Annotated in this window: 20 protein-coding genes; 12 read left to right on the top strand and 8 right to left on the bottom strand. The window is 41.1% G+C overall.

What is annotated here, in order from left to right; all coding sequences use genetic code 11:
* Positions 1–183: 183 nt before the first annotated feature.
* The 3 genes from C4F40_RS16950 to C4F40_RS16960 all read left to right on the top strand — a co-directional run bounded on the left by C4F40_RS16950 (position 184) and on the right by C4F40_RS16960 (position 2,722).
* The gene (locus tag C4F40_RS16950; protein WP_196940605.1) at positions 184–1,536 is read left to right on the top strand and encodes a hypothetical protein; all 1,353 of its coding nucleotides are present in this window, start codon (positions 184–186) and stop codon (positions 1,534–1,536) included.
* A 115-nt stretch (positions 1,537–1,651) separates the two neighbouring features.
* Complete coding sequence (locus C4F40_RS16955) at positions 1,652–1,834, top strand: hypothetical protein (RefSeq protein WP_196940606.1); 183 nt, start codon at positions 1,652–1,654, stop codon at positions 1,832–1,834.
* Positions 1,835–2,095: 261 nt separating this feature from the next.
* Positions 2,096–2,722, top strand: a complete 627-nt coding sequence (locus tag C4F40_RS16960) for a TlpA family protein disulfide reductase (RefSeq protein WP_196940607.1) — start codon at positions 2,096–2,098, stop codon at positions 2,720–2,722.
* Between the two features lie 264 nt (positions 2,723–2,986).
* Here C4F40_RS16960 and C4F40_RS16965 read toward each other — a convergent pair whose 3' ends face one another.
* From C4F40_RS16965 to C4F40_RS16975, 3 genes are read right to left on the bottom strand one after another with little or no spacing between them, the layout of a single operon-like run.
* A complete protein-coding gene (locus C4F40_RS16965; protein WP_196940608.1) occupies positions 2,987–3,667 on the bottom strand; it encodes a LytR/AlgR family response regulator transcription factor in 681 nt (226 codons plus the stop codon).
* A 24-nt stretch (positions 3,668–3,691) separates the two neighbouring features.
* Positions 3,692–4,324 (bottom strand): sensor histidine kinase, encoded by a 633-nt coding sequence (locus tag C4F40_RS16970; protein ID WP_196940874.1) that lies wholly within the window; start codon positions 4,322–4,324, stop codon positions 3,692–3,694.
* Positions 4,325–4,351: 27 nt separating this feature from the next.
* Positions 4,352–4,645: a hypothetical protein gene (locus C4F40_RS16975; protein WP_196940609.1), complete on the bottom strand. Its 294-nt coding sequence runs from the start codon at positions 4,643–4,645 to the stop codon at positions 4,352–4,354.
* Between the two features lie 811 nt (positions 4,646–5,456).
* On the opposite strand from C4F40_RS16975, the gene C4F40_RS16980 reads away from it, so the two are divergent.
* Together C4F40_RS16980 and C4F40_RS16985 are read left to right on the top strand one after the other, a co-directional pair.
* Positions 5,457–5,765, top strand: a complete 309-nt coding sequence (locus C4F40_RS16980; RefSeq protein WP_196940610.1) for a TFIIB-type zinc ribbon-containing protein — start codon at positions 5,457–5,459, stop codon at positions 5,763–5,765.
* A 133-nt stretch (positions 5,766–5,898) separates the two neighbouring features.
* Complete coding sequence (locus C4F40_RS16985) at positions 5,899–6,366, top strand: acyl-CoA thioesterase (RefSeq protein ID WP_196940611.1); 468 nt, start codon at positions 5,899–5,901, stop codon at positions 6,364–6,366.
* Positions 6,367–6,560: 194 nt separating this feature from the next.
* On the opposite strand, the gene C4F40_RS16990 is transcribed toward C4F40_RS16985, so the two are convergent.
* The 3 genes from C4F40_RS16990 to C4F40_RS17000 form a co-directional block, all read right to left on the bottom strand.
* Positions 6,561–7,787 (bottom strand): IS256 family transposase, encoded by a 1,227-nt coding sequence (locus C4F40_RS16990; RefSeq protein WP_196937607.1) that lies wholly within the window; start codon positions 7,785–7,787, stop codon positions 6,561–6,563.
* 79 nt (positions 7,788–7,866) lie between these two features.
* Complete coding sequence (locus C4F40_RS16995) at positions 7,867–8,163, bottom strand: RNA polymerase alpha subunit C-terminal domain-containing protein (RefSeq protein WP_196940612.1); 297 nt, start codon at positions 8,161–8,163, stop codon at positions 7,867–7,869.
* 117 nt (positions 8,164–8,280) lie between these two features.
* On the bottom strand, positions 8,281–8,715 hold the full coding sequence (locus C4F40_RS17000) for a winged helix-turn-helix transcriptional regulator (protein WP_196940613.1): 435 nt from the start codon (positions 8,713–8,715) through the stop codon (positions 8,281–8,283).
* 98 nt (positions 8,716–8,813) lie between these two features.
* Between C4F40_RS17000 and C4F40_RS17005 the strand changes: the two genes are divergently transcribed.
* The 4 genes from C4F40_RS17005 to C4F40_RS17020 are packed head-to-tail and all read left to right on the top strand — an operon-like array spanning position 8,814 to position 12,457.
* The gene (locus C4F40_RS17005; RefSeq protein ID WP_196940614.1) at positions 8,814–9,914 is read left to right on the top strand and encodes an alkene reductase; all 1,101 of its coding nucleotides are present in this window, start codon (positions 8,814–8,816) and stop codon (positions 9,912–9,914) included.
* Between the two features lie 22 nt (positions 9,915–9,936).
* Entirely contained in the window at positions 9,937–10,665 is a 729-nt protein-coding gene (locus C4F40_RS17010) for an SDR family NAD(P)-dependent oxidoreductase (protein ID WP_196940615.1), read from the top strand.
* Positions 10,666–10,677: 12 nt separating this feature from the next.
* A complete protein-coding gene (locus tag C4F40_RS17015) occupies positions 10,678–11,445 on the top strand; it encodes an SDR family oxidoreductase (protein ID WP_196940616.1) in 768 nt (255 codons plus the stop codon).
* Positions 11,446–11,455: 10 nt separating this feature from the next.
* The gene (locus tag C4F40_RS17020) at positions 11,456–12,457 is read left to right on the top strand and encodes an NADP-dependent oxidoreductase (RefSeq protein ID WP_196940617.1); all 1,002 of its coding nucleotides are present in this window, start codon (positions 11,456–11,458) and stop codon (positions 12,455–12,457) included.
* A 461-nt stretch (positions 12,458–12,918) separates the two neighbouring features.
* Here the strand turns inward: C4F40_RS17020 and C4F40_RS17025 are convergent, their stop codons facing one another.
* Both C4F40_RS17025 and C4F40_RS17030 read right to left on the bottom strand, forming a co-directional pair.
* Positions 12,919–13,716 (bottom strand): SGNH/GDSL hydrolase family protein, encoded by a 798-nt coding sequence (locus C4F40_RS17025; RefSeq protein WP_196940618.1) that lies wholly within the window; start codon positions 13,714–13,716, stop codon positions 12,919–12,921.
* A gap of 110 nt (positions 13,717–13,826) precedes the next feature.
* Entirely contained in the window at positions 13,827–14,144 is a 318-nt protein-coding gene (locus tag C4F40_RS17030) for a winged helix-turn-helix transcriptional regulator (RefSeq protein ID WP_196940619.1), read from the bottom strand.
* 114 nt (positions 14,145–14,258) lie between these two features.
* Between C4F40_RS17030 and C4F40_RS17035 the strand changes: the two genes are divergently transcribed.
* The 3 genes from C4F40_RS17035 to C4F40_RS17045 are packed head-to-tail and all read left to right on the top strand — an operon-like array spanning position 14,259 to position 17,110.
* Positions 14,259–15,026, top strand: a complete 768-nt coding sequence (locus tag C4F40_RS17035) for an NADPH-dependent F420 reductase (protein WP_262894833.1) — start codon at positions 14,259–14,261, stop codon at positions 15,024–15,026.
* 13 nt (positions 15,027–15,039) lie between these two features.
* Entirely contained in the window at positions 15,040–16,392 is a 1,353-nt protein-coding gene (locus C4F40_RS17040; RefSeq protein ID WP_196940621.1) for an NtaA/DmoA family FMN-dependent monooxygenase, read from the top strand.
* A gap of 37 nt (positions 16,393–16,429) precedes the next feature.
* Complete coding sequence (locus tag C4F40_RS17045) at positions 16,430–17,110, top strand: NADPH-dependent F420 reductase (protein WP_196940622.1); 681 nt, start codon at positions 16,430–16,432, stop codon at positions 17,108–17,110.
* Positions 17,111–17,349 lie beyond the last annotated feature (239 nt).

The raw sequence follows: 17,349 nt of genomic DNA on the forward strand, positions 1-17,349 counted from the left end.
TCCAATGCTTCTCCTTGAATAATACTTAATTTTGTACTATGGGTAGCGTAAACATACATTCGTCATTTTGGGCATTATTGCCGCCGAAGGGCTTAGGGGCGATTCGGTCTCTGATGGATAAATCAAGGGAGCAACCTCATCACGACGAGCTGGGTTCAATGACAGCCAATTACTTTGTGAACAATGGGTATTAGAGTTATATGTTTATTATTGATTTGGGTGATAGCATTGCCATTGATGGCTTCGTTGCAATCTCGGTGGGCTGGAACCTGGTTTATGCAGTACAAGCCATGGCCGCATATCACGGCAATTGATATGAAGCTTCGTATCGCCGATCCTACAGCTGAAATGTTGTATCCGGCGAAGTTAGAGTTGATATACGGTTCATTCAGAGGAGAATATGAGCTGCTCCTCGTAAAGAAAAATGAGGAACAACTGGCGATCGGCCGAAACAAATATCCGGTGCTGGAAGAACCGTTTGGCCTCGGCCCATGGATGATGTACCTAAATGGCGTATTGGAATACCAAGAGGGAGAGGATGGAACGGAAATGGTGTTAAAGCGGCTTTGGTTGGATAATTTTGGTATCTTCATGAGGGGACTCTATGATAATGAGTTTTATACCAATACAAAAGTCTTTCTACGTGATTTCATGTATCGGGAGGATATCGCGCTGAGGCGCGTAGACGGTACACCATGGACACATCCGGATACCTGGCGTATCGTAAACACGGATACCATCTATTACGGGGTGTACGATCCGATCGTGAGCGAAGGGCAGGTGTTAAGCTTGACCATCCAGGATGAAGAGCGGTACGATCGGGATACGGTAACTATTGTACACAATGGCAATGTCCTAGCCGATCGGATACCTTTGGAGCAGGCGATTGCGTTAGATATCATTACGTTGGATTCTGGAGAAAACTACCTTGCTTTTTTTGCGGACAACTACGGTGATATGCCGCCGAATACGGCCAATTTTATCATTGGAACTCCTGGCGACAGCGGCCAGTTGTATGGCTTTAATTTCAGTGCCCATGCTAATGCATATGCAACGGTCATGGTGGCACGTTTCCAATACCAGCCGGTAGCGGGTGAGACTTCACAGTCCGGCGCTGCTTCTACATCAGTACCCGACGTGCCACGTATCAACTCACAGGAACCGCCGATACAGAAGATGCCTACATATGTGAAAGGGCGGCGCGATCAGCGCATTGGTCAACTAAAGGCTAGCACGAGAACGTTGATGATGGAGATTCGCGATGAGCAGATGGAAGATGGTGATATCATTTCTCTGGAGGTAAATGGTGCGGTGATTACCGAAAGGATGGAAGTAAATCGGCAAGGAAGGCGATTCGGCGTTTCGCTGCAACGTGGCCGCAACCGGATCGTTTTCCGGGCGGAAAACCTAGGACGGATTCCGCCCAACACGGCCGTGTTGATTATCCATGCCGATGGGAAAGAACAGAAATTTCACCTGAGCACGGATTTTACACGAAACAATGTCCTGGATGTTGTTTTTGATAAGCAGGATTAACGGAATAGCAGGGATATTCTCGTTTGTCCATATTGGTATATCCTGGAAAACCACTATTTTGTAATGTAGTAAAGATGCTTATTTTCGTAGCTGATTGTAATAAGAAAAAATAACGATGAAAACTTTATTTTTTTTCCTATTAATCGCTGAAGTCGATTGTGGACAGGATAACGGAATGCAGTTTTCGTCTGGTAAAAACCGTCTTCCGGTCGATTCGTCAACACCGGCGAAGTATCCGATTAGCGACACACAGGTGACGACCTCCAACATAATGTGCATTGCTGTGGTTAATGCTTAAGGTGTAAATTAATTTTTATCGTTTTCTCTGTCCATGGTGACGGCCGTGGATTCTCACCGTTGTATATATCGATTACGATTGTTATAATTGAAAGGTTTTATACGTTACATTCGGGTGGGCTTTCGAAGCCACGGCGTTCGAATAAAGAATTACACTTGAATTTTGTGGTTCCGCTAACCAGAGGGAGGAAGTATAAAATACAAGAAATAATCACAGCTCTTAGTGAGTTGATCAAAAGAAATTAACAGATAAAAACAAGTGATGTCGAACAATAAAGAAGTTTCCAAAGAAACAGCCCCAGCAAATAAGCTGTGGCAATACATCAAAAAGAACGGTTTTACGGTACTGATGGTAATTTTAATCGGGGTAGTGTTCGTCAGCCCCAATGCAAAATCATTCATGCTTCGGCAGTTAATGGCAACAGGCTTTTTTAATGCGAGTATAGATACCAAAGTCTCGGATAGCAAAAAAACAGCTAATGTTGATTTTGACTTTTCCGATGAAAATGGAGGCGTTCAAAATACGTCGTCATTAAGGGGTAAGGTAGTATTTATCAACTTTTGGGCTTCATGGTGTCCCCCTTGTCGGGCAGAATTCCCGTCCATAGAAACGCTTTATTCGAAGTTCAAGGACAACCCTGATGTTTTCTTTTTGACAGTCAACCAAGACGATGACCTTGCCACGGGCAGAGCATATCTGAAGAAGGAAAAATATGCAGTACCCTTGTTTACGGTTAATGGAAATGTTCCGAAAGAAGTTTACGCCGGAGTATTGCCGACAACAGTTGTGCTAGATAAAAGCGGAAAAATCAGGTATCACAATGCGGGATTTGCGAATTACGCATCAGACAAATTCTTAAAACAGATTGAAGAACTGATAAAGGAATAGCGTGGGTTTTCTTTTCCTGCACTGTTGTGGTCTTTCCAGAGCCAACACCGGCATAACGAGTATTATACTCTTCCGCGTCTTTTATGGGTTTGCGACTTTCACATTGGCCGATTGTTGAATAAATTACAAATTTGGGTTCTTCTAATTCCTCTTTACTGTATCTCTGCATTTTAAACGAATTAACGCCTTGTTATTTCAATTTTCTAACCATCGCTGCTATGCGCCAGGCTAACTTCAACTACAAGCTGTTCACTGCGAAAATTACTATGTAAGAAAATGTGTTTTTATCCTATTGCTATAGGATCCACCTACCGGTATTATATAGCGGAGTATTCTAATCTGATGACGTTCTATTTTTTCAATTTTAGATGTATTAATAACAAAAGAACGATGCACCTGGACAAATAATTCTTTGGGCAATGATTCTATCGTTTCTTTAATCGTCGAGCGTGTAAGAATTTCTTTATCCGTCAGCACATACTTCATATAGTTACCCGTTGCTTCGACAAAGAGAATCTCTTCCAGCAGGATCTTTACGACGTCATATCCATCTTTGATGAGGATAAAGGATGGAACATTGTTTCTGTAATTTTGCAGTGTTGCTGGAGCTTTATTGCACGCTTTCAAAAGTCTGGTAAATGTAAATGGTTTTAACAAATAGTCTGTAGCTTCCAATTCAAAGCCTGTCACGGCGTGCTCGGAATATGCAGTAGTAAATACCAATAATGGTTTTCGGACCAAGCTGTTGTAAAATTCAATACCTGAAATATCAGGCATTTTGATGTCTAAAAATAATAGATCAATCTTATTATTGTTCAGATACTCCAATGCTTCGAGCGCATTGAAAAATGTCGCTTCAAGCTCTACAAAAGGAACTTTTTCTGCTAGTGTACTTATAATTTCCAGTGCAATAGGTTCGTCGTCAATGGCAATGGCTTTGATCATCAGTTTTTTATTTAAAGTGCGCGGCTATTTCTTTTGTCTGATATGTAGTGTTAAAAATATAAAAAATTCGGCATTTGTTTCTTCGATATGGAGCTGGTGATCATCGGGATAAAGTAAATCAAGTCTGCTTTTTACGTTTTCCAATCCAATTCCAGGGTTATCCCTTTCAGGATCATTTTCTTGGCCTCTGTGGATACTGTTATATATACTCAGTTTCAAAATATCGTTTTCGATAAACAGCTGTATCCGAATCCACGACAATTTATTCAGGCTGATACCATGCTTGAACGCATTCTCTACAAACGGTATTAGGAACATAGGAGCGATATAGTAAGTGTCGAGCTGATCTTCCGGTAAATTTGTTGTAATCTGTATAGAGGGGAGGTCTGCTATTCTTAGTTTTTGCAGTTCAATGTATTCCTTGAGGTATTCAATTTCGCGAATTAGTAATATGCTATCCTGTTGATTTTCGTGTAGCATGAAACGCATCATGTCACCGAGTTTTTGAATACCCACCGCTGTTCTATCGGCATTCTCCCTTAAGGCAATGCCATATAGCGTATTCATCGCGTTAAACAGAAAATGAGGGTTGATCTGAGACTGCAGAAGTTTTAGATCCGAGGAAGTTTGTCCAAGTTCTTTTCGTAGTCCAACGATCTGCTTTTGCTGTTTTTGTTGATGATATTAAAATATGTTAAAACCATTGAACGACGGATACCTTTTAGTGCTAAATCCATCGAGCATTATTTCCATTAAGCTGGAAAAAAATACGATACATAGAAGATTAACCAGTATGGACAGTACGATATGGATAGCTTTTGGCATTTCATTTTTATCCAGATAAGGCAAGAGATAATAATGATGAATAGCAAATAACGTGTAGCAAAAGGGAATAGTGAAGCCCGCTAAAACAGCAATATATTCATTCAGCGTGCTGTCCTCATTGTGCGCGATGGTGTCTGCCTGGCGATGATACAACTCGTTGTTTAGTATTCACTTATAGTAAGCGAAGCGGTGGCCGGTCACCCGCTTTACGAAGTTGCTGTTGCGTACTTTTCGCATGGAATCTCCCTCGGCTATAAACTGCATAATCTGTACAAACGACAGATGATGCACGGGTTTATTTCCATAGGCATTCAACGGCTACGTAAAAAATGTGTTTTATCACGATCGGTATAATATAACGGAATATTCTAATCTGATACATTATGAGTATTTACTTCGAGTTCTCTCAAAAGCCATTATCTTTATATGTATGATCCTGTGGAGGATCTTTTAAATCTACAATAGAATCAGTTATGAAATATTATTTCACTTTTATATGTGTCTTTTTGCTGCTCGATAGTTTATTCGTACAGAGTCCAATTTCAAAGACATCTTTATTGCAGATCCAGCGGATGGGATAGTGACCTTCCTTTTTTTTGCGATAGAATACCTTATTGCTAAGTCAATCCCTGCAACAGCACCTGTTGCTTATTTATGCCGCAAGACGGGATTCGGTACGGCTAACGTATTTCTTCAGTTGTTGATTGCCCAAATATATGCGTTTATTTTTCCCAAAAATAGCGAGATATAGAGCAGTCTCATATATTAAATAGGCAGGGGACAAAATCCACGCGTCAGCGATTTGCATATACAGGCGCGAAGATTTTTTTTACCAAGCACGAGCGCCGTTGCTCTAATGCTCGCCAAGAATATCGTTAAAAAACACTAAAAATAAAGAAAAATACTTTTTTTTAATGCAGTATAGTTAGCTTAGTAGCTTTATACAATAATTAAACACCCCTATATGAAATGTCCGAATTGTAACGAAACATTATTGATGACTGAAAGAAGTCGTGTAGAAATTGATTATTGCCCGAATTGCAGAGGAATTTGGTTAGATAAAGGCGAATTAGATAAGTTATTGGAATTCTCCGCAAACCAGACAGGTTCCAGTAGCCCTAGCGAAGTCAACCAACATCAATATGATGACCGTGATCGTCGCAGCTACGGAGATGACCGCAGTGAAGACAGACATCAGCAAACGAGGCACGACTCTAGATATCCTCCTAAAAAGAAAAAGTCTTTTTTATCTGATTTCCTTGATTTCGATTAAGCTGTATACCTATTATAATTTTTCTTGTGGGAAGCTTAATATAGTTGCTTCAGAATAATAAACCTGCGAATTACTGTTTAGTAGATTTCTATGGAAATATTAATCTTACTCTTAACAAATTAATTTTATATTAATGGATAACAAACCCATAACTTTTCAGTTTATCTCAGAGCCATCTGACGTGAATTATGGTGGGAATGTGCATGGAGGTAGCGTAATGAAATGGATAGACCAAGCTGGATATGCTTGTGCCAGTACCTGGAGTAGCAGTTATTCTGTAACAGTATATGTTGGAGGAATCAGATTTTACCAACCCATTAGAATTGGCGATATCGTCAAGGTGGAGGCAAATGTGATTTATACTGGTTCCTCCAGTATGCATATTTCTATAAACGTATTCGCACGCAACCTAAAAAGTAAAAATTTTGAAAAGAAAACACACTGTATAATTGTATTCGTCGCGGTGGACGACAGGGGGAAAAAGATACAGGTCCCACGTTGGATACCAGAAACTGAAGAAGAAAAGCGCCAGGAGCGTTATGCGATAAGACTAATGGAATTACGAAGACAGATCGAAGATGAAATGAAACCATTTCTTTAATTCTCACATCAATTCTGCTCCGCCTTTCTCATGTCACAGTGGCCATCACAAAGATAAGATCTGTTAGAAGATCCCAGTGAAAGCATATTATTCCGTGAAAATATTCGTTTTTGTTTGTTTCATCAGGGAGTGTAAAACAAACTGTGTCAATGGTTCAATTACCACCCCGCGGGGTGGTAATTGAACCATTTTGCTTATTGCAAATCTAACACCATTCTTCCGGGAAACCAAATAGCTAATTTTTGTGCCGTTGTTCCCCAATTGGCCAGTGGCATCGTCCATTTCTTCTTAATGTTTTTATGTGCTAAATAGATCAGTTTCAATAACGCCATGTCCGAGGTGAAGGCACCTTTGGTTTTAGTGACCTTACGGACTTGGCGATGGAATCCCTCGATCGTATTGGTCGTATAGATTAATTTTCGGATGGATTTGTCGTAACGGAAATAAGTGGTCAAACGTTCCCAGTTACGCCGCCAGGAGTCGATGACCACTGGGTATTTTTCCCCCCATTTGTCCTGAAGTTCATCCATCCGCAGTCCGGCAAGATCCAATGTATCGGCACGGTAGACAGGTTTTAGATCATTCATAAACTCCTTTTGGTCCTTACTAGCCACATACTTGAGGCTGTTACGGATCTGGTGCACTACACAGGTCTGTACTTCGGTATCCGGAAAAACACTCTGTATCGCTTCTGAAAATCCTTTTAGGTTATCGATACAGGCAATTAAGATATCCTCTACGCCCCGGTTCTGTAAATCGGTCAGTACGCTTAGCCAAAAGTTAGCACCCTCATTCTCCGAAACATACATCCCTAACAGATGCTTGTGACCGTTTCGGTCAACGCCAAGAATATTGTATACAGCCCGCGATACAAAACGATGGTCTTCTTTCACCTTGTAGTGCATCGCATCCATCCAGACAATCGTATAAAGGGAATCAAGGCTTCTTGACTGCCATTCCTTGACCTCGGGAATGATCTTATCGGTAATGGAAGAAAGCGTACTGTGACTGATGTCTGTATCGTACATCTCCTTGATGTGGTTCGATATATCCCGCAGGCTCATACCAAGGCCATACATGCCTAAAATCTTCTTCTCCAGGCTCTCGGCTAGAATCGTCTCACGTTTCTTAATGAGCTGGGGTTCGAAGTTAGATCGACGATCACGGGGAGTGTCGATATCGATCGTGCCATCGGAGGTGCGAATCTGCTTGCTGGACTTGCCGTTACGCCGGTTACCGCTGGAGCGCTCAACTTCGTCCATATGGCCCTCCATCTCAGCTTCTAACGCCGCTTCTAAAAACTTCTTCATCAAAGGTGCAAAAGCGCCGTTCTTGCCATAAAGTGATGCTCCGCTGCGTAACTGTTCCAGCGCTTTGTCCTTCATGGACTCAAAATCAAAATCGTTTTCCTTAATACTCATAATTACTATGTCAAAAATAATACTTCTCTTTATTATTCTTGACACAGTTTATTTTACAGTCTCTTTCATCACTTTAAAACTATTTCTTCCTGTTAAAAGTCATATTTCTTTCGGACAATAATTTTTGAAGTTTTGGAATCGTACTTTTCCCCATTCCGTGAAAGTTTAAAACTTCCTTTTCACTGAAGTTTGAAAGTTGCTCCAGAGTTGAGATCCCATTATTTTCCAGTGCACGTCTCGCTGGTGCCCCAAGTAATGAAAGAAAATTATCTTTTGGCTTTCTTTCTTCTTCACAAAAGGGACAAATTGGACAGTCAGAACGTTTATAGAACTTATGTCCATTTTCACAGTTCTTTAAAATCTTTTTTTTCTGCATTTTTTATCTCGTTATTCTTGTCCGTGTTGCTGTCATAATGCCGCTATCATTTCGAGCCCTGATAGACGTTGTGGCAGTAAAGCAAAGTTCATAATGCCATAACGTAATTCAAATGATTTACTTTATGATTGGCGATACTGGTATATCATCATCTAAAAAATCCACTATTTGCTTCTTTATAAATGCCTCCTTGTCTTTTTCTATTTCAGCAATGACTGCTTTTCTTTCTTGCGGTAGTGTAAAATATTTATCAGCCCATAAGTTTATTTCGATCATTAAGGGGAGCAAATCAATACCTTTTTGGGTCAGTTTGTATAACACTTTAGCTTTGCTATCCGGATGGTCTTGTTTGGTAATTACCCCATTTGTTTCTAACATTTGTAATCTAGACGCCAGTATATTGGTCGCTATTTTTTCATCCGATTTTAGGAAATCGCCATAGGTACACTGTTTAGAAAACATTAAGTCCCTAACAATAAGTAATGACCATTTGTCTCCCCATATATCCAACGAGCTACTAATCGGGCAATCTGATCTTTTTTTTATATCCATTCTAAAATAATTAATAAAAACACTTGCAAATCAAAAGTTGTTTATATATTTGTACTTGCAAAACGCAAGCAAATTTACGTAATTAAATTATAGATACAATGGAAACAGCAATAATTTTTGAACCCTATAGCCAAAAGGGGCTGACATTAAAAAACCGAATTGTAATGGCACCAATGACGAGGAGCCGCTCTGCTAACCCTGGGAATGTCGCTACTGAACTTACGGCACTGTATTACAAACAACGTGCAAGCGCCGGACTGATCATCACTGAAGGAACATTTATCAGTAAAGAGGCGGTTGGCGTAGTAAATGTGCCTGGTATTTATAGTCAAGATCAGATAAATGGATGGAAGCTAACTACAGAAGCAGTGCATGGCGAAGGCGGAAAAATATTCGCGCAACTTTGGCACACCGGAGCATATTCGCATCCTGATCTTCACGATGGTAAAAAGCCATTGGCACCTTCAGGTTTTAATCCTGAACAGCAAGTATACACAGCAAAAGGATTTAAACCATCAGAAGCGCCACAACCAATGACGATTAAAGATATCAAAAGAACAGTAGCGGATTTTAAGCAGGCAGCCCTTAATGCTTTTGAGGCTGGCTTTGATGGTGTTGAACTGCATGGTGCTAACGGTTATTTACTACAGCAGTTCTTTAGTAAAAATAGCAATCACAGGGAAGATGAATATGGTGGTTCTGTTGAAAACCGTGCAAGAATTTTATTCGATATTCTTGATGAATTAAAAGAGGTTGTTGATATGAAACGCGTTGCAGTTCGCTTAAATCCGTCTCTAAATGGGATTATGGGTGTTTTGGTAGATGATGAAACCAAAGTGCTATATAACTACATCGTAAACAGGTTGAATGAATATGGTTTGGCTTATATCCATTTGATAGAGCCTTTTACAGACGTTTCGGCAATTCCAGATGCGATCCAGAAAGTTGCCAAGCACTTCCGTGAAATCTATAAGGGCACCATTATTATCAACAGGGCTTTTACCAAGAAAACGGCAAATCAGGTACTGAATGACGGAGATGCTAATTTGGTGTCTTTTGGTGTTCCATTTATTGCCAATCCAGATTTGGTAGAACGTTTCAAGACAGACGCAGCGCTAAATCAACCCGATCAGACTACTTTTTATACCCCTGGAGAAAAAGGATATACAGATTATCCTGTATTAAATGATAACAAATAAGTCCTAAATTAAAGAAATAATCATGGAAACAACTGGAAATACAGTATTCATCAGTGGTGGAAGTGCCGGAATAGGTCTAGCTATCGCTAAAAAACTAAATGCGGCAGGAAACAAGGTTATCATCAACGGACGCAGTGAAGAACGTCTTCAAGGTGCCTTAAAAGAATTGGACAATGCAGTTGCCATACAAGGTGATTTATCAATAAAGACAGAACGGTTAAAAATCGCTGAAGAATTGAAAAATAATCATCCAGGGCTAAACATCATCATTAATAACGCTGGAGCCGCTTTTATGAATGATTTGAGTGACGTGAATAATAATGCTGCAGAAAAGGCTTTCGAAGAAATCAATACCAATTACATCAGTGTTATTGATTTTACCACGCTTACTTTACCGTTGCTTTTACAACAGGAAGATGCCGCTATCGTAAATGTTTCTTCGATAGCAGTATTTCGATCGAATAAATATTTACCAACTTATTCGGCAAGTAAAGCTGCACTACATAGTTATACGCAGGGATTAAGAGATACTTTTTCTGGAAATAAAAACCTAAATATTTACGAACTCTATCCGCCTTTGGTCAATACCGAATTTTCGGCGGAGATTGGAGGAGCAAACGGAATTCCAGCATTAGAAGTAGCAGATGAATTGTTTGCTGCGCTGGAAAAAAATCAATTTGAAGTTCCAGTGGGCGATACTAAACAAATCCACGAACTGGTTATTCCAATTACAGAACAGGCACCTCATTAATAGCAAACAACGATGAATTTAAAAGATAAAACAATACTGATCACAGGTGGAGGATCGGGCATAGGGCTTGAAGCTGCAAAACAATTTTTGGAAATTGGCGCAAAAGTGATCATTACGGGAAGAAATCAAGATAAGCTGGACGCGGTAAAAAAAGCATTCCCAACGCTAATTGCCATTCAAAGTGATGTTGAAAGCAAGGAAGAAGCTTTGCTACTTTTCGAAAAGGTCAAAGAACTTGGAGGCATCGACATACTGTATAATAATGCAGGTGTCGGTGTTCCTCCCCAGAATTTAGGCATTGCAAATGAGGCGCACTTCAAAGGAGCTGCGTATGAAATGGACGTGAACTACCTTGGCGTTATCCGTCTTAACGACCTTTTTATGGAGATGCTAAAATCAAGGAGGGAAAGTGCTATCATCAATACCACCTCAATTCTGAGCATGGTGCCTTCATTGCTAGAGGCTACCTATTCGGCTTCAAAAAGCGCGTTGGCATTTTATACCAAATCGTTAAGGGAACACCTAAAAATTATAGGAGCTAATGTAAAGGTTTTTGAACTGTTGCCACCTTTGGTGGATACGGATATGGTGGCCGATAGAGATGAAAAAAAGATAAGTACCGAGCAACTGGTTAAGGGATTGATAACGGGACTTGAGAAAGATAAATATACCATTCGGGTAGGTGATTCAAAGCTGATATATATCTTCAACCGTTTTTTTCCTAAATTTACCTTTGGGCTGATCAATCCGAAGAATACTAATGTAACATTAAAACCATAACAGCTGTTAAATGAAAGCATTTACAATAAACAAATACGGTAAAAAGGTGGGGGTTGCACTTACTGATGTGCCTGTTCCCGCCCTGAAGGAAGACGAAGTATTGGTAGAAATTTATGCATCGGGCTTAAATCTGCTGGATTCCAAGATCAAGGCCGGTGAATTCAAATTTATCCTGCCATACAAATTGCCACTTATTTTAGGGCATGATGCAGCGGGGGTAATTACCGATGTTGGAAAAAATGTAAAGCAGTTCAAGGTAGGTGATGAGGTTTATTCCCGTCCATCAGATTTCAGCATTGGTACATTTGCGCAGTTTATCGCGATCAATGAAAAAGATTTAGCCTTAAAGCCAAAGAACCTTGCTATGGAAGAAGCCGCGTCCATCCCTTTGGTTTCACTTACTGCCTGGCAAGCCCTGGTGGAAAAAGCAAATCTCAAAAAGGGACAGAAAGTTTTCATCCAGGCAGGCTCCGGAGGTGTAGGGACAATTGCCATACAACTGGCGAAACATCTCGGGGCAACTGTTGCTACAACAGCAAGTGAAAAGAGCTTTCCCATGCTGAAAGAGTTGGGGGCGGATGTGCTGATTGATTACAAAAAGGAAGATTTTGAAACTATCCTGAAAGATTACGATGTTGTGCTGAACAGCCAGGATACAAAGACACTTGAAAAATCATTACGGATCTTAAAACCCGGAGGCAAGGCGATTTCGATCTCGGGTCCACCAACGCCGGATTTTGCCAAAGCAATTGGCGCTCCCTGGTTTGTGACGATTATTCTATCACTGATCAGCTCGGGTATTCGGAGAAAAGCCAGGAAACTGGGGCTGGAGTATTCCTTTTTGTTTATGAGAGCTGATGGAAAGCAGTTGGAAGAAATTTCCAAACTAATTGAAAAAGGAGAAATCAAGCCTGTGGTAGATAAGGCATTCCCTTTTGAGCAAACTAATGAGGCGCTGGAATACGTGGAGAGTGGGCGTGCCAAGGGGAAAGTAGTCATCAATTTAAAGTAGATGAATTCATATATTTAATTTATAGAAAATCTAAAACAACTTGAAGCGCTTAGAAAAAGAAAAAGCTGGTTTAAATGAATAGAGCGAAATCAAAATTGTATCGGAAAGTAAATACGAAAACATATAATGTCCATCATAATTTTGGAGGAGATTTTAACGATTCAAGAAATACTTGGCAAGAAACTATACAGCAATCAAGGGCTCTATGTCCGGTAAAAAATAGAGAGGACTAGATTATACTCCTTTATATATATATCTTTTATATGTGTCTTTTGTCGCTCGATAGTTTATTCGCACAGAGTCCGATTATTATAGAAGGAAGCTAAGGGCTTAGAAGAGTAAACGATAATAACGCTTATGAAGACGGGAGGAAATGTTGGGATTTCTGTTGCCAAGGACAGTATATTTCCCCTAGCTATAAATTGCTGGATCTGGGCAAACAACGGGTAATGCGCGTCCGACTAACTGTATATTTTTAGAAATTTCAGGCGTTTACTTACCTGCGTAATCCACTCTCTGGCCATTAATTCGTGCCCGGGAACTGTTGGATGGATACCATCCCATATCCAGTACGCATCTGGCGCCTTTTTTGTTGCCTCGTCAAACACCCGCTGAAAATCGACGACTACAGCATCAAACTCTACGGCGAGATTTCGCACCCGGTCACTTAGTTTGGCGACCATGGGCTGATAAGAATTCCAATGTTCCTTGATCTTTCCAACTGGCGCTAAAAATGGTAAGCCTAGTACAATTAGGGTATTGGAATCGTGTTTACGCACCTGCTCTAACAAATTACGGTAGCAATCCTCAAATGCCTGAACGTAAATTTCTTCTGTTTCTGCAGGAGGGTTCTCTACGAACTTGGCGGCATCATTTATCCCAATTAAAATACTTAGTACGTCAGGATGCAGGTCAAGGCAATCTGTTTGCCAGCGGCTTTGCAATTGAGTAATCGTGTTGCCGCTGATTCCTCTGTTGTAAAATAGCAAATCACTTGACGGAAAATCTGCGCCCCAGCGACTTGAAATCGAAAATGCATATCCGTGGCCCATGATATGATTAGGATCGGCATTTCTTCCGCGCTTCCCGTCGGTGATCGAGTCTCCTTGAAATAAAATGGTCATGCCCTTTGCCTGGTTAGAGAAACAGGCCGCATCTTTGACGTCCGATGATTTAGCTGTTTGAAGTGGTAGGCCGCCAGCGACTGCAGCTATAGCCGCCGAACGAAGGAAGGAACGTCTGGATGAGTTTTTTGTCATTTGCAATGTTTATTATATATTTCTCGAGCAAGCAAGTTACATTAGCGATATTAAAATCGCAAGCGGATATCAGATTTACATTAGGTAGTCTTTCACATCTTTTGAAATGTTTACTTTTTAAACACCTCCTGCCGATGTTTTATTTCCCACTCTTTTAGTGCGTTAATGATAGGTATCAACGTATTTGCATAAGGTGTCCATCTGTAAGTGATTTTTACCGGATAATCATTGGTCACAATCCGCTGAATGAGCTTATGTTGCTCCAAATCCTTCAATTCCTTAGCCATCGCCTTTGGTGTAATACCGGGAATACTTTCCTGAATATCGCTAAAACGTTCATTGCCCACACCCACAGAGATGATGATCGGCAATTTCCATTTTCCATTTATAACATCCAACGCATCACGTACCGGTTTTACAGTGTCCAAGCAGGATAAGTAAGGTTTTTAGTAGCCATATTAAAATCGTTTTTAAAAAACACACTTTCCTTTAGGAAACTACTATACAAAGTAAAGTGTTTTTCTTTTAATTTTGCAACACAAATCAGTAAAAAAATAGACAATATGAAAATAGGAATTATTGGCGTGGGATATATCGGGAAAACATTGGCTTTAAAATTAGGGTCGGCAGGACACAATGTATCCGTTGCTAACACACGTTCGCCAGAAAAAATGGATCCCGATGTACTAGCTACGGGTGCAAAAGCTGTTACCGCTCAGCAGGCTATAGAGGATAATGAGGTAATCATTTTGTCCATTCCCTTAAACCGTATACCGGATATAGCCCCTTTATTCGCATCGGTACCAGAGAACGTCACCGTAATTGATACGTCTAATTATTATCCAGCAAGAGACCTTAAAATTAACCGTATAGAAGGTGGGTTAGTAGAAAGTTTATGGGTAACAGAACAACTAGGACGGCCGATTGCCAAAGCGTGGAATGCCATTGGTTCCCAATCACTGAAAAAAAATGGAAAATCTTCCGGAGACTCGGATCGTATAGCCATTCCATTTGCCGCTGACCGTGGAACTGATAGAAATATTACTAAGAAATTGATTGAAGAGACTGGATTTGATGCTTACGATACAGGTCTATTAGCTGACTCCTGGAGACAGCAACCAGGCGCCCCCATTTATTGTACAGACCTTACGGCGGCTCAAATAGCATCTCTGATTGATACCGCAGAAAGAGCGCGCCTGCCAGCAAGAAGGGATTTGGCCGTTGCAGCCATTATGGAACGTATGAGCAGTGCTGAAGCTAATCCAGATGCTGATTTCGGCTTACGTTTAAGTCGTGCGCTATACATTTAATCTTAAACGTAGAATGATGAACGCTTTAGAAGATAAAATTACCCCTATACGAAAACAGATGCTCATCGGTCTTCATCTCGGAAACGGATACGGTTCACAGCCGGGAGCTTGGCGTATGCCGGGAGTGGATCCCAAAAGCTACACGAGTTTTGATGCACGTGTAAAACAAGCTCAAGCAGCGGAACGTGGTAAATTTCAGTTTATATTTTTGCCAGATGGTCCTGGTGCTATCTTGGCAGACATAGAATCAGAGTCGCCAGCCTTTAACCTCGATGTGATGATGACACTTGCTGCAGTGGCAAGAGAAACTCAATATATTGGATTGGTCGCAACAGGATCGACTACATTTAATGAACCTTTCAATTTGGCAAGGCAGTTCAAAGCGTTGGATATTATGAGCCACGGCAGAGCGGGATGGAATGCCATCACATCGAGCGGTGATGATGTCGCTGCTAACTATGGAAGAAGAATTCCGTCGAGCGAAGACCGTTACGGTCGTGCACACGAAGTTATCCAACTCATTCAATCCCTTTGGGGCAGTTGGGGCAAAGACGCATGGGTACATAACACGGAAAGCGGGCAGTTTGCCAAAAGAGAGGAGATTATATCAATCAATCTACAAGGTAAATTTGTCGGCTCGAGAGGTCCACTTTATATTCCGCCGTCGGAGCAAGGTCAGCCCATTATTTTTCATGCAGGTGGCAGTCCCAATACCCACGAATTGGCAGGACGTTTTGCCAATGTGGTTATTGGAGCGGCATTTACTATTGAAGATGCTCGTGATCAGCGCAATGCGTTTAGAGAGGCGGCCAGACGTTTCGGCCGTAATCCCGACGAAATCAACTATATTCCCGGATTGATGACCACCATTGCAAAAGACAGGCGCACGGCACTCGATCGCCGAATTCTGTTAGGGCGCGGTTCATTCACGAAAAGAATCAGCTATTTGCAACAAATGCTGGGCGTTCCGCTTGATGCTTCTCGTCTCGAGGACCCGATTTCGAAAACATTGCTGGAAAATGCCCGCCCGTCTCGGTACGACCCTCGTTCTGCTCATGCATTAAAAATTGCACAAGAAGGTTGGAGTGTTCGTGATATTCTTGCCCACGGCGTGATAGATTATCATCCCGTAATTGTTGGTCCGGGTGTCGAAGCTGCCGACCATATGCAAGCTTGGTTCGAAGCAGGTGCCGCTGACGGATTCTGGGTTTCGCCCGACGTGAATTCGGACGGAATTGATGCCTTTGTAGACGAGGTTATACCTATCTTGCAAGAGAGAGGACTTTTTCACAAGGAGTATGCAGGCAAAACTTTGCGTGAACATCTAGGCGCTCCGGATCAGTATGGAGTTGATCCCCGCATTTAGATCGAACTCTAATCGTAACATCTAAAACATATATATAATGGAAATTGGAATAATTGGATCCGGAAATATTGGTAGTATATTAGCCGGATATTTAACAAAATTAGGTCACCATGTCGCGATTGCAAATTCACGAGGACCAGAAACGTTAACCGAAGTTGCTGCAAAAACCGGCGCGAGTCCAGCAACGGTAGAAGCAGCTGCTCGTGCAAAGGACCTTATCATAATCGCCATTCCGCAAAAGGCAATGTTAAAGCTACCGGTTGAAATTTTGTCGGTTTCGGAAGCTGTTATTGTGGATGCCGGAAATTACTATCCTTCCCGCGACGGAAAAATTACAGATATCAAAAACGGATTGACGGACAGTGAATGGACAGCGAAAGTGATCGGGCACGCTGTGGTTAAAGCTTTTAATAATATTGTCGCACCAAGTTTAGCCGACAAAGCTGTTCCAGCGGAAAGTTCCAATAGAGTTGCATTATCTGTGGCTGGCAATGATCAGGACCAAAAACAAATTGTGATGCAACTTGTTGATGAAATCGGCTTCGACGCCATAGACGGAGGTTTGCTTTCTGAATCGTGGAGACAACAACCCGGAGAACCTGCCTATTGCCAAGATTTGGATAGAGAAAAGTTGAAAGCGGCATTACAACAATCTGATATCAGTAAACGTGCTGAAAACCTTGCTGTGGCTGATGAAATTGCCAAGCCATATTTGTGAAAATGAAAATTATAATCAAGATTTAACTGCAATTTTGTTAAAGTTTGGTTTACCTCAATTTCGATATCTTACAACAATAGAATTTAAAAATAGTTGTGCACTCCCGGAATATATTCCAGATCAGATGTCAGCTCCCCAAATTAATACTACGTAATCTTGGGAAGCCGACATTTAACCTCAAATTTAAACTTTTTACCGATAGATAGGCCCCCTTAGAATGATAGAGCGAGGGAGAGGTG

The sequence above is a fragment of the Sphingobacterium pedocola genome, assembly GCF_015209965.1.
Classification (GTDB): Bacteria; Bacteroidota; Bacteroidia; order Sphingobacteriales; family Sphingobacteriaceae; genus Sphingobacterium; species Sphingobacterium pedocola.

What these genes read in the sequence shown, in the direction of transcription:
- C4F40_RS16950 (WP_196940605.1), top strand. Translation starts at nt 184, where the DNA reads ATGGGTATTAGAGTTATATGTTTATTATTGATTTGGGTGATAGCATTG.
- C4F40_RS16955 (WP_196940606.1), top strand. Translation starts at nt 1,652, where the DNA reads ATGAAAACTTTATTTTTTTTCCTATTAATCGCTGAAGTCGATTGTGGA.
- C4F40_RS16960 (WP_196940607.1), top strand. Translation starts at nt 2,096, where the DNA reads ATGTCGAACAATAAAGAAGTTTCCAAAGAAACAGCCCCAGCAAATAAG.
- C4F40_RS16965 (WP_196940608.1), bottom strand. Translation starts at nt 3,667, where the DNA reads ATGATCAAAGCCATTGCCATTGACGACGAACCTATTGCACTGGAAATT.
- C4F40_RS16980 (WP_196940610.1), top strand. Translation starts at nt 5,457, where the DNA reads ATGAAATGTCCGAATTGTAACGAAACATTATTGATGACTGAAAGAAGT.
- C4F40_RS16985 (WP_196940611.1), top strand. Translation starts at nt 5,899, where the DNA reads ATGGATAACAAACCCATAACTTTTCAGTTTATCTCAGAGCCATCTGAC.
- C4F40_RS16990 (WP_196937607.1), bottom strand. Translation starts at nt 7,787, where the DNA reads ATGAGTATTAAGGAAAACGATTTTGATTTTGAGTCCATGAAGGACAAA.
- C4F40_RS16995 (WP_196940612.1), bottom strand. Translation starts at nt 8,163, where the DNA reads ATGCAGAAAAAAAAGATTTTAAAGAACTGTGAAAATGGACATAAGTTC.
- C4F40_RS17000 (WP_196940613.1), bottom strand. Translation starts at nt 8,715, where the DNA reads ATGGATATAAAAAAAAGATCAGATTGCCCGATTAGTAGCTCGTTGGAT.
- C4F40_RS17005 (WP_196940614.1), top strand. Translation starts at nt 8,814, where the DNA reads ATGGAAACAGCAATAATTTTTGAACCCTATAGCCAAAAGGGGCTGACA.
- C4F40_RS17010 (WP_196940615.1), top strand. Translation starts at nt 9,937, where the DNA reads ATGGAAACAACTGGAAATACAGTATTCATCAGTGGTGGAAGTGCCGGA.
- C4F40_RS17015 (WP_196940616.1), top strand. Translation starts at nt 10,678, where the DNA reads ATGAATTTAAAAGATAAAACAATACTGATCACAGGTGGAGGATCGGGC.
- C4F40_RS17020 (WP_196940617.1), top strand. Translation starts at nt 11,456, where the DNA reads ATGAAAGCATTTACAATAAACAAATACGGTAAAAAGGTGGGGGTTGCA.
- C4F40_RS17025 (WP_196940618.1), bottom strand. Translation starts at nt 13,716, where the DNA reads ATGACAAAAAACTCATCCAGACGTTCCTTCCTTCGTTCGGCGGCTATA.
- C4F40_RS17040 (WP_196940621.1), top strand. Translation starts at nt 15,040, where the DNA reads ATGATGAACGCTTTAGAAGATAAAATTACCCCTATACGAAAACAGATG.
- C4F40_RS17045 (WP_196940622.1), top strand. Translation starts at nt 16,430, where the DNA reads ATGGAAATTGGAATAATTGGATCCGGAAATATTGGTAGTATATTAGCC.